General features: G+C 64.6%; 17 protein-coding genes. 8 read left to right on the forward strand and 9 right to left on the reverse strand.

Annotated elements, in window-relative coordinates; all coding sequences use genetic code 11:
- Position 1: 1 nt before the first annotated feature.
- The 5 genes from IVA78_RS33835 to gmk all read left to right on the forward strand — a co-directional run bounded on the left by IVA78_RS33835 (position 2) and on the right by gmk (position 4697).
- On the forward strand, positions 2–241 hold the full coding sequence (locus IVA78_RS33835) for an acyl carrier protein (protein ID WP_008551805.1): 240 nt from the start codon (positions 2–4) through the stop codon (positions 239–241).
- A gap of 108 nt (positions 242–349) precedes the next feature.
- Positions 350–1615, forward strand: a complete 1266-nt coding sequence (gene fabF / locus IVA78_RS33840) for a beta-ketoacyl-ACP synthase II (protein ID WP_247281617.1) — start codon at positions 350–352, stop codon at positions 1613–1615.
- 125 nt (positions 1616–1740) lie between these two features.
- Positions 1741–3024 (forward strand): endolytic transglycosylase MltG, encoded by a 1284-nt coding sequence (mltG, locus tag IVA78_RS33845; protein ID WP_247281616.1) that lies wholly within the window; start codon positions 1741–1743, stop codon positions 3022–3024.
- Between the two features lie 122 nt (positions 3025–3146).
- Positions 3147–4034 (forward strand): YicC/YloC family endoribonuclease, encoded by an 888-nt coding sequence (locus IVA78_RS33850; protein ID WP_247281615.1) that lies wholly within the window; start codon positions 3147–3149, stop codon positions 4032–4034.
- A 3-nt stretch (positions 4035–4037) separates the two neighbouring features.
- Positions 4038–4697, forward strand: coding sequence for a guanylate kinase (gene gmk / locus IVA78_RS33855; protein WP_247281614.1), 660 nt, complete (start codon positions 4038–4040; stop codon positions 4695–4697).
- Here gmk and IVA78_RS33860 read toward each other — a convergent pair.
- Positions 4630–5868 carry a hypothetical protein gene (locus IVA78_RS33860; protein ID WP_247281613.1) on the reverse strand — a complete coding sequence of 413 codons (1239 nt, stop codon included), beginning with the start codon at positions 5866–5868 and terminating at the stop codon, positions 4630–4632. The genes gmk and IVA78_RS33860 overlap by 68 nt on opposite strands.
- Positions 5869–6892: 1024 nt before the next feature.
- Between IVA78_RS33860 and IVA78_RS33865 the strand changes: the two genes are divergently transcribed.
- Positions 6893–7510, forward strand: a complete 618-nt coding sequence (locus tag IVA78_RS33865) for a cupin (RefSeq protein WP_247281612.1) — start codon at positions 6893–6895, stop codon at positions 7508–7510.
- A 41-nt stretch (positions 7511–7551) separates the two neighbouring features.
- On the opposite strand, the gene IVA78_RS33870 is transcribed toward IVA78_RS33865, so the two are convergent.
- Together IVA78_RS33870 and IVA78_RS33875 are read right to left on the reverse strand one after the other, a co-directional pair.
- Entirely contained in the window at positions 7552–8253 is a 702-nt protein-coding gene (locus IVA78_RS33870; protein ID WP_247281611.1) for a Crp/Fnr family transcriptional regulator, read from the reverse strand.
- 6 nt (positions 8254–8259) lie between these two features.
- Positions 8260–8430 carry a hypothetical protein gene (locus IVA78_RS33875; RefSeq protein WP_247281610.1) on the reverse strand — a complete coding sequence of 57 codons (171 nt, stop codon included), beginning with the start codon at positions 8428–8430 and terminating at the stop codon, positions 8260–8262.
- Positions 8431–8674: 244 nt separating this feature from the next.
- On the opposite strand from IVA78_RS33875, the gene IVA78_RS33880 reads away from it, so the two are divergent.
- Together IVA78_RS33880 and IVA78_RS33885 are read left to right on the forward strand one after the other, a co-directional pair.
- Positions 8675–9499 carry a Crp/Fnr family transcriptional regulator gene (locus IVA78_RS33880; RefSeq protein ID WP_247281609.1) on the forward strand — a complete coding sequence of 275 codons (825 nt, stop codon included), beginning with the start codon at positions 8675–8677 and terminating at the stop codon, positions 9497–9499.
- Complete coding sequence (locus IVA78_RS33885; RefSeq protein ID WP_247281608.1) at positions 9496–9723, forward strand: hypothetical protein; 228 nt, start codon at positions 9496–9498, stop codon at positions 9721–9723. The genes IVA78_RS33880 and IVA78_RS33885 overlap by 4 nt, the downstream gene beginning before the upstream one ends.
- A gap of 61 nt (positions 9724–9784) precedes the next feature.
- Here the strand turns inward: IVA78_RS33885 and IVA78_RS33890 are convergent, their stop codons facing one another.
- The 6 genes from IVA78_RS33890 to IVA78_RS33915 form a co-directional block, all read right to left on the reverse strand.
- Entirely contained in the window at positions 9785–9967 is a 183-nt protein-coding gene (locus IVA78_RS33890; protein WP_247281607.1) for a hypothetical protein, read from the reverse strand.
- Positions 9968–10385: 418 nt separating this feature from the next.
- A complete protein-coding gene (locus IVA78_RS33895) occupies positions 10386–10622 on the reverse strand; it encodes a hypothetical protein (RefSeq protein WP_247281606.1) in 237 nt (78 codons plus the stop codon).
- A 75-nt stretch (positions 10623–10697) separates the two neighbouring features.
- Positions 10698–11756 (reverse strand): alcohol dehydrogenase, encoded by a 1059-nt coding sequence (locus IVA78_RS33900; protein WP_247281605.1) that lies wholly within the window; start codon positions 11754–11756, stop codon positions 10698–10700.
- 116 nt (positions 11757–11872) lie between these two features.
- Positions 11873–12730, reverse strand: a complete 858-nt coding sequence (gene rsmA / locus IVA78_RS33905) for a 16S rRNA (adenine(1518)-N(6)/adenine(1519)-N(6))-dimethyltransferase RsmA (protein ID WP_247281604.1) — start codon at positions 12728–12730, stop codon at positions 11873–11875.
- The gene (pdxA, locus tag IVA78_RS33910; protein WP_247281603.1) at positions 12730–13755 is read right to left on the reverse strand and encodes a 4-hydroxythreonine-4-phosphate dehydrogenase PdxA; all 1026 of its coding nucleotides are present in this window, start codon (positions 13753–13755) and stop codon (positions 12730–12732) included. The genes rsmA and pdxA overlap by 1 nt, the downstream gene beginning before the upstream one ends.
- The gene (locus IVA78_RS33915) at positions 13755–14681 is read right to left on the reverse strand and encodes a SurA N-terminal domain-containing protein (protein WP_247281602.1); all 927 of its coding nucleotides are present in this window, start codon (positions 14679–14681) and stop codon (positions 13755–13757) included. The genes pdxA and IVA78_RS33915 overlap by 1 nt, the downstream gene beginning before the upstream one ends.
- Positions 14682–14733 lie beyond the last annotated feature (52 nt).

The raw sequence follows: 14733 nt of genomic DNA on the forward strand, positions 1-14733 counted from the left end.
AATGAGTGACATTGGCGAGCGGGTTAAGAAGATCGTGGTCGAACACCTTGGTGTTGAACCCGAGAAGGTTGTCGACAACGCGAGCTTCATCGACGACCTCGGCGCCGACAGTCTGGACACCGTCGAACTGGTGATGGCGTTCGAAGAGGAATTCGGTTGCGAGATTCCGGACGACGCTGCGGAAACGATTCTCACCGTCGGCGACGCTACGAAGTTTCTCGAGAAGAACGCGAAGAGCTAAGGCTCTTCAATTTCGCGGGGACAACATTGAAACCGGACGGGCCGCTTCGCAGCGGTCAGCCGGTTTCTTGTTATTGGCCGTGAATCTTTCGATACGGAGTTTTCGGATATGAGGCGGGTCGTCGTCACGGGTCTCGGCATGGTGTCGCCACTCGGCTGTGGCGTCGAGCCGACCTGGAAGCGCATCCTCAACGGCGAGAGCGGTGCGCGCAGAATCGAGAGCTTCGACGTCTCCGATCTTCAGACCAAGATCGCCTGCACGGTCGTGCGCGGCGACGGGTCGAACGACACGTTCAATCCTGACAAGTGGATGGAGCCGAAGGACCAGCGCAAGGTCGACGACTTCATCATCTTCGGCATGGCCGCAGCCGGCCAGGCGCTCGACGATGCCAACTGGCATCCCGAGACCGAAGAGGACAAGTGCGCGACCGGCACCATGATCGGGTCCGGCATAGGCGGCCTCAACGGCATTGCCGACACCGCGATCCTGCTCAAGGAGCGTGGGCCGCGCCGAGTGTCGCCGTTCTTCATTCCCGGTCGTCTGATCAACCTCGCCTCTGGCTACGTGTCGATCGCGCACGGGCTGAAGGGACCGAACCATTCGGTGGTCACAGCCTGCTCGACCGGCGCGCACGCGGTCGGCGATGCCGCTCGCCTGATTGCGCTCGGCGATGCCGACGTCATGGTTGCCGGCGGTGCGGAATCGCCGATCAGCCGTATCGGCATTGCCGGATTCAATGCCGCGCGCGCGCTGTCCACCGGTTTCAACGAGACGCCCGAAAAGGCCTCGCGTCCCTATGACAAGGACCGTGACGGCTTCGTGATGGGTGAGGGCGCCGGCGTCCTGGTGCTCGAGGAGCTCGAGCACGCCAGGCGACGCGGCGCAAGGATCTATGCCGAGGTGATCGGCTACGGCCTTTCCGGCGATGCGTATCACATTACCTCGCCGTCGCCCGATGGCGATGGCGGCTTCCGCAGCATGTCGGCCGCGCTCAAGCGTGCTGGTCTCACCGCATCCGATCTCGACTACATCAATGCGCACGGCACCTCGACACCGCTCGGCGACGAGATCGAACTCGGTGCGGTGGAGCGCCTGCTCGGTAACGCTGCCTCCAAGGTTGCGATGTCCTCGACCAAATCGTCGACGGGTCATCTCCTCGGCGCGGCCGGTGCGATCGAGGCGATCTTCGCCATTCTTGCGATTCGCGATAATGTCGTGCCGCCGACCATCAATCTCGACAATCCGTCGGTCGAGACCGCGATTGATCTCGTGCCGCACACGGCGAAGAAGCGTGAGGTCAATGTCGCATTGTCGAACTCTTTTGGTTTTGGTGGCACCAATGCGTCGGTGATCGTCCGGCGTTTGGCCAATTAGTTTGTGTTTGAGACGAATCCACCGTTTTGCCGTATTCGGCGATAGTCATAGAAGTGGGCGCGTGCATTTGGCTCGGCAAGTCATTGTCAGGCCGCGATTGAACCGGCAGGATTCAGGTTGCTTCGATGAGTGAAAGGCCGCCCATTTCGCCCCGGAGTCCGCGGGCTGCACTCGAGCCCGAGCAGGTCCCGCCGCCGCCCAAGCGATCGGACCGTGCGCGCAATCCCTTCGTGGTGGTTGGCAACGCGATCATCACGCTGCTGTTGCTCGCCATGCTCGGTGCCGGCGGCGTCTATTATTACGGCCGGCAGGTACTCGAGGCGCCAGGACCGCTGAAGGAAGACAAGATCGTCAACATCCCGCAGCGCGCGGGCAAGCGCGACATCGCCGAGACGCTGAACCGGGAAGGCGTGACCGACGTCAATCCGTGGGTGTTCATCGCCAGCGTCGCCGCGTTGAAGGCGAGCTCGGACCTCAAGCCCGGTGAGTATTCGTTCCAGAAGAACGCATCCTTGCGCGACGTCATCGCCACCATCGTCGAGGGTAAGGTGGTGCAGCATGCCGTGACGATCCCGGAAGGCCTGACCTCCGAGCAGATCGTGGCGCGGCTGTCCGACAACGACATTTTCACCGGCACCGTGCGCGAGCTGCCGCGCGAGGGCACGTTGCTGCCGGAGACCTACAAGTTCCCGCGCGGCACCACGCGCGAGCAGGTGATCCAGCGCATGCAGCAGGCGCACAAGCGGGTGCTGGCCGAGATCTGGGAGCGCCGCAACCAGGACATTCCCGTCAAGACGCCGGAGCAACTGGTGACGCTGGCGTCCATCGTCGAGAAGGAGACCGGCAAGCCGGACGAGCGCAGCCGCGTCGCGGCGGTGTTCGTGAACCGCCTAAAGCAGAGGATCAAGCTGCAGTCCGATCCCACGATCATATACGGCCTCGTCGGCGGCAAGGGCACGCTGGGCCGTCCGATCAAGCGCAGCGAGATCACGCAGCCCTCTCCCTACAACACCTATGTGATTGAGGGCCTGCCGCCGGGGCCGATCTCCAATCCGGGCCGAGCCTCGCTCGAGGCCGCCGCCAACCCGGCCCGCACCCGCGATCTCTATTTCGTCGCGGACGGCAGCGGCGGGCACGCCTTCACCGAGACCTATGACGCGCATCAGAAGAACGTCGCGAAGCTTCGTGCGATCGAGAAGCAGATCCAGAACGACACGGTCGAGCCGGCCGAGGACGCGCAGCCGCCGGCCGCTGCTGCGCCCGGCGCCGCCGATACACCGACCGCGACCACGCCGGCGCGGTCCAACCAGCAGAAAAAGCCACCCGCGGCCCGGCCGGCCAATCCAGCCAATCCCGCGCCGGCCCGGCAGGGCGCGGTGCAACCCTCGCCGCCGGTGGTCCAGCGCTAGGCCGGGGCTGCGCGCAGCGCCGTCCATCACACTTTGCGGATTACACTTTCCGGCAAAATAGTCTTAAGATTCGCGTGGCTTGATGTCCTCGCGAATCCCGAGTTTCTGGAGAATCTCAACCGATGGCGCTGTCGTCCATGACCGGGTTTGCCCGAAGCAACGGCGCAAGCGGGCCGTACACGTTCGAATGGGAATTGAAGTCGGTCAACGCCAAGGGTTTTGACCTCAGGGTGCGGCTGCCGCAGGGGTTCGACGAGCTCGAGGCCCACGCCAAGAAGCGCGCCGGCGAGCTGTTGTCGCGCGGCACGGTCTACGCCAATCTCAACGTCAAGCGCACCAACGCCGCCGCCACGGTCCGCATCAACGAGGACGTGCTCAACGCCGTGCTGAAGGCGGCGGCGCTGATCGCCGGCAAGGTCGATGCGGTGGCGCCGAGCGTCGACGGCCTGCTCGCCATCAAGGGCGTCGTCGAGGTCGCCGAGCCCGACGGCGACGAGGAGGAGGACAAGGCCGCACGCGCCGCCGTGGCGGAGGCCTTCGACAAAGCGCTTGCCGATCTCGTAGGGATGCGCAAGCGCGAGGGCATCTCGCTGGGGCAGATCCTGACCCAGCGCGTCGACGAGATCGAGCAATTGGCGAAGAAAGCGGAGGCTGCGCCCGGCCGCAAGCCGGAGGCGATCAAGGCGAAGCTCACTGAGCAGATCGCGGCCCTGCTCGACACCTCCGATCGTTTCGATGCCGATCGCCTGATGCAGGAAGCGATCCTGATCGCGACCAGGGCCGACATCCGCGAGGAGCTTGATCGCATCGCCTCCCACATTGCGCAGGCGCGCGAGCTGATCGGCAAGGGCGGTCCGATCGGCCGCAAGCTCGATTTCCTGGCGCAGGAGTTTCACCGCGAGGTCAATACCTGCTGCTCGAAGTCGAATGACATCGAGCTCACCAATACGGGACTCGCCATGAAGAATGTGGTCGAGCAGTTCCGCGAGCAGGTCCAGAATCTGGAGTGATCGATGACGACGGGCAGTCACGGAACTGACGGTGTCGAGCGCCGCGGATTGATGTTCGTGCTGTCCTCGCCCTCGGGCGCGGGTAAGACGACGCTGTCGCGGATGTTGCTCGAGCGGGAGCCCGGCCTGAAGATGTCAGTGTCGGCGACCACGCGCGAGAAGCGGCCGGGAGAGGTCGAGGGGCGCGACTATTTCTTCGTCGGCAAGCGCAAGTTCGAGACGATGGTGGAGCAGGGCGAACTGCTCGAATGGGCCACCGTGTTTGACAATCTCTATGGGACGCCGCGTGCTCCGGTGGAGGCAGCACTGTCGGCCGGGCAGGATGTGCTGTTCGACATCGACTGGCAGGGCACGCAGCAACTGCACCAGAAAGCGAGCGTCGACGTCGTTCGCGTCTTCATCCTGCCGCCCTCCGCGGCCGATCTCGAAAAGCGCCTGCATTCGCGCGCACAGGATTCCGACGAGGTGATCCGCAAGCGGATGAGCCGCGCCAGCCACGAAATGAGCCACTGGGCCGAGTACGACTATATCGTCATCAACCACGACGTCGACCAGGCCTTCGCCGAGGTACAGTCGATCCTGAAGGCCGAGCGCCTCAAGCGCGAGCGGCGGATTGGCCTTGTAGGCTTCGTGCGAAGTTTGCAAGGTCAGCTTCAAGGTTAGGCCGCGACAGGCGCGGCCCTTCCTTCACCAGCTGTTCCAGCATCGTCGTGATGACGTCGACGTCGACCGCATCCTCGTCGCGGCCTGCAGGCGCCTCATCGCGATCCTTGCCGATCTCGTTGGCGGCGAGCCGGGGCGCAGCGGCCTCGATTTCGAAATCCCGGTCGAACATCTTGATCTTGGCCTCGGCGGGCCTGACCTCGTCGGGTTCTGCGGCAGGGATCGCGGCACGCGACTTGCGCGCGTCGATCAGATCGATCTCGCGACCGATCGCGGCAAGTTTTGTCGCTTGTTTCGTCGCTTGCGGACGCGGCGCATCGAAGTCGATGGGGCGCGACGGCTGGGCGTTGGCCGACGTCGCATCGAGCCAGGGCGCGCGGCTTGCGTCCTGTTTCTGCGGCTCCCAATCGTCCCAATGTATGCGGCGGTCGGCGGACTGGACCCGGACGCGCGCGCCGGCGAAGCGGTAGATGAGGCTGGCGAGGATTCCGGCGAGCGCCAGCGCACCGCCAATCACGAGCAGCAGCATCTGGACCGAGCCGGTCGGCTTGTCGGTCGTGCTGTCTGCCGCGGCGGGTGCCGGGGAGGAAGGGGATTTTGATGGCTTTGCGCTCGGCTGGGCGGCTGTCGCGACAACGGCAGGCGCCGGCTGCGGCGCGGGCGGGGCGGAGGTTGCGGAGACGTCGGGCCACGGCGTGGCGGATTGTTGCGCGTTGCCGTCAGCGGTCTGATCTGCAGATGGTTGCGCCGGTGTCGCGCCTGCGGCTTGCGCAGTTGCGTTTGGTGCTTTGGCGGCGACACCGCTCCGTGCTGTCAGATATTCGGCGCGCGCATCCTGCGCCGGGTGCTGCTGCTGTTGCTGCTGCTGCTGCTGCGCCGGCGCGACTCCGGTCGGCGTATCGCTCGTAGCCTGCGCGCTCTGCACGGATTTCGCGCCGTCCTTGTCGTCGGCGGCGCGCAGATACCAGCACTGCCGCTTGGTCCCGCGCTCGATGCGATAGTACCAGTGCTGCCCCTGCGGCGCGGCGCCCTTGGGCGAGACGAGGCAGTCGGCGGCCGCGTTGGCCGTGCTCGGCGCGTTCTGCGCGTTCTGCGACACGGCGGCCAGTGGCGCGCCGGCAATGATGCTGCCGACTAGCGCGGATATGAATTTTGCGGTGCGGTTGCCCATCCTGGTCTCCCGGTTACGCATGACGCAACTCTTACTCGCCCCTTTGTCATCAAAGACTTGGGTGGCAATGAGCCGCAAATCCGGAGAGGATGTGGCTTGAATCGGGCTCGCGGCGCGTTGGTTCCGCCGCGAAATCGGGCCTTTTCGCGTCGCTGCTGGTCCCGCCGAACTCCAGGTCCGCCGCAGCTGCAACCGCTGCGGCCGCCGGCGCGCTCCCCGCGGCGCGTTTTTATTGCCCCCGTCGCCACTGCTGATGATTGATGCACGTGCCCGGTCGGGCCGCCACATCACCGCAGGACTTGACGCACAGACCCCGAGCGTCAGGACCACACGACTTCTCCGTCCGCGGACGGTCCCGCCTGAATGGCTGGAGGCTTGCGTGTGCCCGCCCCCGGCATCAACGAGACCGCTGTTACAGCATCGTGTCGCACCGCGCCGTGTGAGGACTCACGGTTGGCCGCCCTGTCAACCCACGGTTCGCGCCGACGCTGCCGCGTCCACCGCCACCCGGCCCGCGTCTCGTGACGGTCGCGAACGCCCCTTTGGGAGGGCCGGGTTGTCGCGGTGTATGCCACAATCCGAAATTCGGAAAAGAAAAATCTTTTCGCGGCGAGGGCTTGACGAGGTGTTTTGCTCGGCGGCCCCGGGGGCAACATCAACCCCGCCGCCCGTCGTCTCGGATTCTACGTCATTTGCAAGCAAGCGGAGCCGAAGCGGCTACGCACTGGCAGCCTTCGTTTCTGGGCGCTCCTTCTATTAGTCGTAATGGAAATAATCCGAACGTATTTCGTCGTGACTGGAAAGGTTGCGGCCAACGCCCTCACGTCAGACAACTCCGGACTATCGCCCTTCATGCAGCGCCGCGCACGGCCTCACCAATTGCATCGAAGGTCTACCGATTTTCGGCGGCTTGTTGCGGCGGCTGCGCAACGTACCGGAGTAGAAATCAAATGGCAGGCTGCGCAGGTTCTCCGTTGGAAACTTATCATCTCCGCAGCCGTTGAATCGCGGCTGAGGCGACGCTATGCCGGTTAAGGACCAGATCAAGAATCTCGCCAAGAAGCTGGTGGAGGAGCATCCCGACGCGGCGACACTGCGGGCGCTGGTGCGGGCTCGGAAGCCGGTGGCCATCCATTTCAGGGACGACGGCGTCGTGCCGAACAACCCGCATTTTCCGCTCTTGCACTATCGCGGGGCGGTGAACCTCAAGCCTCGGCGTTTTGCGCCAGAGGTCATCATCGACACGCTGTTCGATGCGAACGGCTGGGGCCGGTCATGGCGCGATACCGTGTACGACTTTGTGCACTATCATTCGCAAGTCCATGAAGTGATGGGTGTGGCGCGCGGCACGGCCAAGATCGAGTGCGGCGGGATCAAGGGGCGGGTTCTGCGCGTGAAGGCCGGCGACGTTCTGGTGCTTCCCGCAGGCATCGGACACCGGCTCATCGAGGCCAGCCGGGACTTTCTGGTCGTCGGAGCGTATCCGCGGGACGGAACGTATGACGAGTGCACCGACACAAGGGAGCGTCCAGACGCCATCAAACGCATCACCAAGGTGCGCAGGCCGAAAACAGATCCGGTGCTGGGACGTAACGGCCCGCTGCTCAAATCATGGCGGACGAAGCCGCGAGCGAGAGGGTAATGCGTCCAGCCCCAGCTCGAGCATGCGTTCACTCGCTGCGTTCAGCTCAGATAGTCAGGCGCAAAATCCGCAAGCCTTCGCAGTTCTTCGGGCTGCAACAGCTCGATCTCGCTGCCTTCCCACGCGATCAATCCGCGATGTCTCAGCTCCTGAATGGTGCGATTGACATGGACGATGGACAGTCCGCAGGCGTCCGCCACGTGCCGCTGTGTCATCGGCATCTGAAAGCAGCCGTCGGTGACGAGCCCGACGATCTCCAGCCTCGCGGCGAGCTCGCAAATGAGATGCGCTACCTTCGGCAGCGCTGCCTGAGCGCCGAGGCGGGCGATCCATTGCCGCGAGATCGCCGCGTCAATCAGCGTCTCGCGCCAGAACGCGCGGGTCAGGTGGACGGAGCCATCGAGAAGCTGCCTGAGCTGACTGTGCGCGACGGTGCCGACGATGCTTGGCCCGAGGCCGACGAGGTCCGCATCCATGGGTGATACCAGCAGCGTGTGCAGGCACGGCATGTCGCCGGGCACGTGGAATGCAAGGATCTGGCTGCGATCACCGACGATGCGGGCCTGATAGAAGAAGCCGCTCACAACAAAGACACAGCGCGTGGCGGCCTCGCCCTGGCGCAACACGATCTCGCCGTCCGCGACCTGGCGCAGCGTAGACGGCAAGCCGGCGATTTGCCGGCGTTCGTCCTCGGAAAGGCCTTCTATGGCATCGAGGCGCGCGATGAAATTCGGATGCGGCATGAGACTTCAGTCGTCACGGGGCACGTCGACGAAGCGCCGCGAGAGCTTTGCGACGGTCCAGTCGGAGACGGGCATAGCGCGGAACTCGCGGATAACGTGGGCGAGTTCCTGATCCGACATCGGCCGGACCGGCTCGTTCAGCGTTCCCTTCAGGAAAGCATCGTTGATGCTGTCCAAGTGCTCGCTTCCCAAGTGCTCGCTTCCCAGGTGCTCGCTTCGCTCCGATGCGAACAGACGGCAGATGCGCTCCAGGATCGTGGTAGGGCTCATGACAAGGCCGGCTCGGTTCGCGGGTGGAGTGGAAGCGAACCGGTGCCATCGCAAACCGGTTAGCAACCTGTGCTTCCGGCTCGCGTTCTAATCCGCTGGATACACGTCAGATGTATCATTTGATAGAACCAATGCGATTTTTGGCGGCCGTATGGAAAAAGCCCACGAGGTGCTGATCCGGAACCTGTGCGAGCACACCGCGCTCGAAGAGGAGGATATTGCCGAAGTCCGCGCACTCACCTTCACGGTGCGCGACTATGCACCGAACGAGGATTTCATCTGTCAGGGCGACGAACCTGAACATTCGGTATTGGTCGTGTCGGGCATGGTCGCGCGCTACCATCTGCTTGGTAGCGGGCGGCGGCAATATCTCGCGTTCCATCTCACCGGCGACCTGCCGGACGCGCAAGGCCTGTTCATCGACCAAATGGATCATGGGCTGAGTGCGTTGGGGCCTGCTTCGGTCGCCTTCATCCCGCATCGCGAATTGTTCGCCGCGTTCAGGCGGCGATCGCTTTTCGGAATGGCCGTCTGGCGCGAGACGCTGCTCGACGCGGCGATCTTTCGCGAAGCCATCACCAACAACAGCGCCCGTCCCATGCAGGCGCGCATGGCGCACCTGTTCTGCGAGCTGTTCTATCGCGCCCGCGCCGCGCAGCTGGTCCGCGGCAATCGATGCCGCATGCCGATCAGCCTGGCGCAGCTCGGCGAGACACTGGGCATGGCGATTGCGACCGTGAACCGGACGCTCGCCGATCTCAGGCGGAGCGGGGCCATGGATCTTCGCGATGGCGAGCTGATCGTGCTGAAATGGCGCGAGTTGCAGCGGCTCGGGGATTTCAACCCGGCCTATCTGCACCAGAAGCGCCAGTCGCCGCCGCAAGCGGCAGCGCACGTCGGCGCGAGGTCCGGCTCGAGAGCGGGGAACAACTCTGTCGCGGGCACGTCATCCATGGGACGAGGGAGATGCCCATGAAAGCACTCATCGTAGCAATTACATTTGCAGCCATGGCCGGGCCCGTCATCGCTCAGAATACCGGGCCCGCTCCACAGAGCGGCATGGAAAGGCCGGAGAACACCAACGGCGCCACGGAAAAGGGGACGATGGATACCACCGGCATGAATGCAAATCGGGCAAATCGGCCCGGCATGACCGATGCGTCCAAACAAGAGAACGGGACCGACCGCAAGAAAAAATAAGGGCCGGCGCCATCCACGGCGCCGGCTTTGCAGACATACTTGTGTATGATCTGCAATTGTCTCACTCGCGCGCGCAGCAATCGACCAGCGCGCGCCAGATACGTTCGGCCTGCAATTTCCGTTGACGTTCGAAGACGGCGTCGTCCTCCGCCCGAGGCGATGTCGCGGTCGGCGTATCGCGCGGCTCAATCCAGCGCTCCGAGATGGGATCGTACCATCGGCCGAGACTCGTCACATCCAACATTCCCCTCATCGTCTATCCCATGTGCCTGTTGCTGGTGTTCTGGGTGAGCTTGCCATGCGCATCCTGCTCGCGAATGTCTTGCTTCTCGTCATCGCGGGAACTGACGGCGCGCGACCGGCCGCCGTGGGACTCCGGTTCTGCTTGGGAACCGATCGCACCGTTTCGCCCACGGCTTTGTCCTGCGCATCAACTCCACCGTTGCTGATGCGGGATCAATGCAATGAACGTTCGCGGCGTTCCAAATGGTGCCGTTACGTTCCAGATGCCATTGAACTCTGTTGCCATTGAACTCTGTTCTCCGCCGGAGAACACGGGCACCGGCGCCGGTTGCGCGTGCCCGCGTGTTCAGGAGTGAACATACAGGAGTGAACGCCTGGCAACCGGCGTCTCGGATGCGCCGGGTAGCCGCCGAACACCATCATCCAAGGCGCGCTTCACGTTTCGCGGCGGCGTTGCTCCTCGCCGAATGCACGCGGTAAGCATCGATCGCCCGGTTGGCGAGCATCAACTGCCGGCGCTCCCCGGTTCGAAGCTGCGCTTCAATGGCGTCGAGAATGACGTTGGCGCTCTCGTCCGGAGGACCGAGCTCGCCGCTCTTCTCCAGGCAGCTCCAGGCGATGAAAAATGCGCTTTCGACGGTGCAACGGATCGACATGCGCTGCCAACGCGGCGCGGCCGCAGGTGTTCCGTACGGGCGGGCGAGACTTGCGTCAGGCCCGTCGCGCTTCGGTCAGTTCTTGAGCACGATGCGGCCGACCACCTTGCCGGCGCGGAGCTCGTCGATCCATTTCTGGACCTCGCCCATCGGCTCCTCGCGCATCGGCGTCGGTTTGATCTTGCCGGCGCGTGCCAGCGCCATCAACTCGTGGGCTTCCGCGAGGGTGCCGACCATGAAGCCCTCGATGGTCATGCGCTTGTAGACCCATTGCACCATCGGCAGCGTGAACTGGCCGCCCATGAGGCCGGAGACGACGATCTTGCCGCCGCGCGCGGCAACCGCGACGGCAAACGCCATCGATTTCTCGTTGCCGGCGAAATCGACGATCTCGTCGAAACCGCCCTCGCTCTCCTTGAGGATGCGCTTGATCACGTCGGGCTCCGCCGGATCGTAGGCGTTAGCGGCGCCGTTCTTCAGCGCGGTGTCGCGAGCGGCCGGTGAGAGGTCGGCGACCGTAATCGGCTGCTTGAACATCGCCTGCGCGAACGACAGGCCCATCATGCCGACGCCGCCGAGCCCGATCAGCAGGAGGTTACGCTGGCGCGGACGGTCGACCAGGCGCTTGAGCGCGCCGTAGGCGGTCACGCCGGAGCACATCAACGTCGCGGCCTGGTTGACGGGCAGGGGATCGTAATCGAGCAGATACTTGGCGTCGGGCACCAGCACATGGGTGGCAAAGCCGCCGTCGATGGAGACGCCGAGGAAGCGCTGCTTGACGCAGAGATTCTCGTCGCCGTTCTGGCAGTCGCGGCACTGGCCGCAGCCGATCCACGGGAATACCGCCTTCTTCGCGCCGACGAGTCCGGCAGGAACGTCGGCGCCGACTTCGTCGACGACGCCGGCGATCTCATGGCCGAGCGTGAAGGGCAGCGTCATGCCGCGCGTGGTGTCGAGCTTCTTGCCGCCGCCGAGATCGGCATAGCCATCCTGGATATGCAGGTCGGAGTGGCAGAGGCCGCAGCGCTCGATGCGCACCAGGACCTCGCGACCTTGCGGCTTGGGCGTTTCGACGATGGTCTCACACAAGGGCGCGTCGAACTTGACCAGGGACTGCCTGCGCATCAGCGCCATATTCTTTCCTCCGAAATTACCGCTAAAACGTTTGGCGCTTTAGCCGATTGCTTGAGCATGATCTGTTTGGGAAAACCGCTTCACACCTTGCGCTAACGCGGCCCTTCGCGTTGGGATCACGCTGCTTCGCTTCGTATATTGGCCAATTCACGGGCCATGGCAACAAAGCCGGCAATCGGAATGGTCTCCGCACGCCGCGTCGCATCGACGCCGGCAGCTTGCGCGAGCCGCGCGGGATCGACGCCAAGCGATTTCAGGCTTTGCCGCAGCATCTTGCGGCGCTGGCCGAAAGCTGCGGCTGCGACCTGTTCGAGCAGCCGGCGATCACAGGCAAGTGGGTGTGCACGCGGCTTAAGGCGCACCACGGAGGAGGTGACCTTCGGCGGCGGCACGAAGGCTGACGGCGAAATGTCGAACAGGATTTTGGTCTCGCAGCGCCAGTTGGCGAGCACGCCGAGCCGGCCATAGGCCTCCTCGTCCTCGCACGCAACGATGCGCTCGCCGACCTCGCGCTGGAACATCAGCACCATCGTCTCGTACCAGGGTGGCCAGGGCTCGGTGGTGAGCCAGTTGATCAGCAGCTGGGTTGCGATGTTGTAGGGCAGGTTGGCGACGATTTTTGCTCTTTCGCCATCGAGCAGCGGACGCGGGTCGAAGGTCATGGCATCGCCATGCACGATCTCGAGCCGGCCGGGATAGCGCGCGGCGATATCCCCAAGCGCCGGGATCGCGCGCTCGTCATGCTCGATGGCGATGACGCGCCTCGCGCCGAGCGCGAGCAAAGCGCGCGTCAGCCCGCCCGGGCCGGGGCCGATCTCGACGATGGTGGAGTCCTCGAGCGGCGCGGCGGCGCGCGCGATGCGCGCGGTGAGGTTGAGGTCGAGCAGAAAGTTCTGGCCGAGCGATTTGCGGGCCGACAGCGCATGCTGGCGGATGACCTCGCGCAGCGGCGGGAGGTCGTCGATCGCGTTCATCAGAGGTTCGCAGCCGCCATGCGGCTGGCGAGCCGAAGCGCGGCGATCAGGCTTGCCGGATTGGCCCTGCCGGTGCCGGCGATGTCGAAGGCGGTGCCGTGATCGGGCGAGGTGCGGATAAAGGGCAGGCCGAGCGTGACGTTGACGGCGTCGTCGAAAGCGACCGTCTTGATCGGGATCAGCGCCTGGTCGTGATACATGCAGACGGCGCAGTCATAGGTCTGTCGCGCGGCCTCGTGGAACATGGTGTCGGCAGGCAATGGACCCCTGGCTTCGATGCTCTCGTTGCGCAGCGCCTTCAGCGCCGGCGCGATGATGGTCTGCTCCTCGTGGCCGAGCGAGCCGTCCTCGCCGGCGTGCGGATTGAGGCCGGAGACTGCGATGCGCGGCCTCGTGATGCCGAAGCGGGATTTGAGCTCGGTCGCAACGATTCGAACGGTCGAGGCGATCAATTCGCTCGTGAGTTGGGCCAGCGCCTCGCGCAGCGAAACGTGGATGGTCACGGGCACCACGGCGAGCTGCGGCGACCACAGCATCATCACGGGCTGCGGGACGTGGCCGTCCGTCGCGGCGAGCTCGGCGAGGTATTCGGTGTGGCCGGGATGACGGAATCCTGCGCGGTAGAGCACGCTTTTGGCGATCGGATTGGTGACGACGGCGCCGGCGCGGCCCTCGCGGACGTCGGTGACCGCCTGGCGGATCGAGGCGAGCGCGGCCGGCGCGCTCGATGCGTCGGGCTTGCCGGGCTCGGCCGTGGCGTGCTCGCCGGTGGCAACCACTGGCAGGGCGTCCGCGAAGGCGGCGTTGGCCTCACTGGGGTTCACCGCGGCAATGCTGATGTCGGCGCCGAGCGCCTTGGCGCGCCGGGCGATCAGCGCCTCGTCGCCGAGCAGGTAGAAGGCGGGCAGGTTCAGCTCACGGCGCCTGAGCCAGGCCGCGATGGTGATGTCGGGGCCGATGCCGGCGGGCTCCCCCAGGGTCAGGGCGAGGGGTTTTGCTGGGCGCGCTGAGGAGGGCTCGGCCATCAGCGGTTGCGATATTCGATCATCGCCGCTTTGCGGAGCTCTTCGAGATAGGCCTTTTGGGTCTTCTCGTACTTCTCCTGATACATCTTCTCGCGGACCTCGCGCTTCTTCGGCGTGTCGATCATGGTCGGCTTGCGCGCGCACAGCACCACCATCTCGATGCCAGCCTTGGTCACTTCGGGCGCGGTGAGGTGGCCGATCGGCGTGTCGTCGAGCACCTTGCGCAGCGCCTCGGGCAGTTCTGCGGTGGTCTTGGTGACGGTGTCGCGGATGGTGGCGTTCGGTGTCGAGCGGAACAGCGAGTTGGCTTCCTCGCAGCTTCCGACGCGCGCGCGGTAGGTGTCCGCTTCCTTCTTCCGTGTTTCCACGAACGCCGGCGACGAGCCGCGCGGCACGATCAACACGATCGGCTGCATCTTGTATTCGGTGCCCTCGACCTGAAGCTTGTCGCCGGTCTGGGCCTGCACGGCCTGCGCGACGTCGCGCTCGCCGACCTGGAGGCGCTCCTTGTAGCGGCCGCGGACGAGGCTGGTCCAGACCATCTCGGCCTTCATGCGGCCCTTCAGCGTCTCGGGGCGGACGCCCTTGGATTCGAGCGACTTGGTAAGCTGGTCCGGCGTGATGCGCATGCGCTGCGCCATCCCCTCATAGGACTGGTTGATGTCGGAGACGCCGGGATCGACCCCGTACTTCTTGCCTTCCTTCATCTTCACCTTGTCGTCGATCAGCTCGTTGATGACCTGCTCGCGGCTCGGGGTCTTCTGCGTCGTGAGCTGGTCGAGCTTGGAGCGCTGCTCGATGTCGAAATCGGTGATGGGATCGCCATTGACCATGACGACGATGTTCTGCCCCCGCGCCGGCGCACCGGCCAGGAACAGGGCGGCGAGGACGAGAAGGAGGCGGAAGATTGGCAACGGAATCGTCATGGTTATCGCTCGCATGTCAGCCGCGCCGAGCCTGTGGTGGGGCAAGCGCGGC

This window comes from Bradyrhizobium sp. 137 (genome assembly GCF_023074095.1).
Taxonomy (GTDB): Bacteria; Pseudomonadota; Alphaproteobacteria; order Rhizobiales; family Xanthobacteraceae; genus Bradyrhizobium.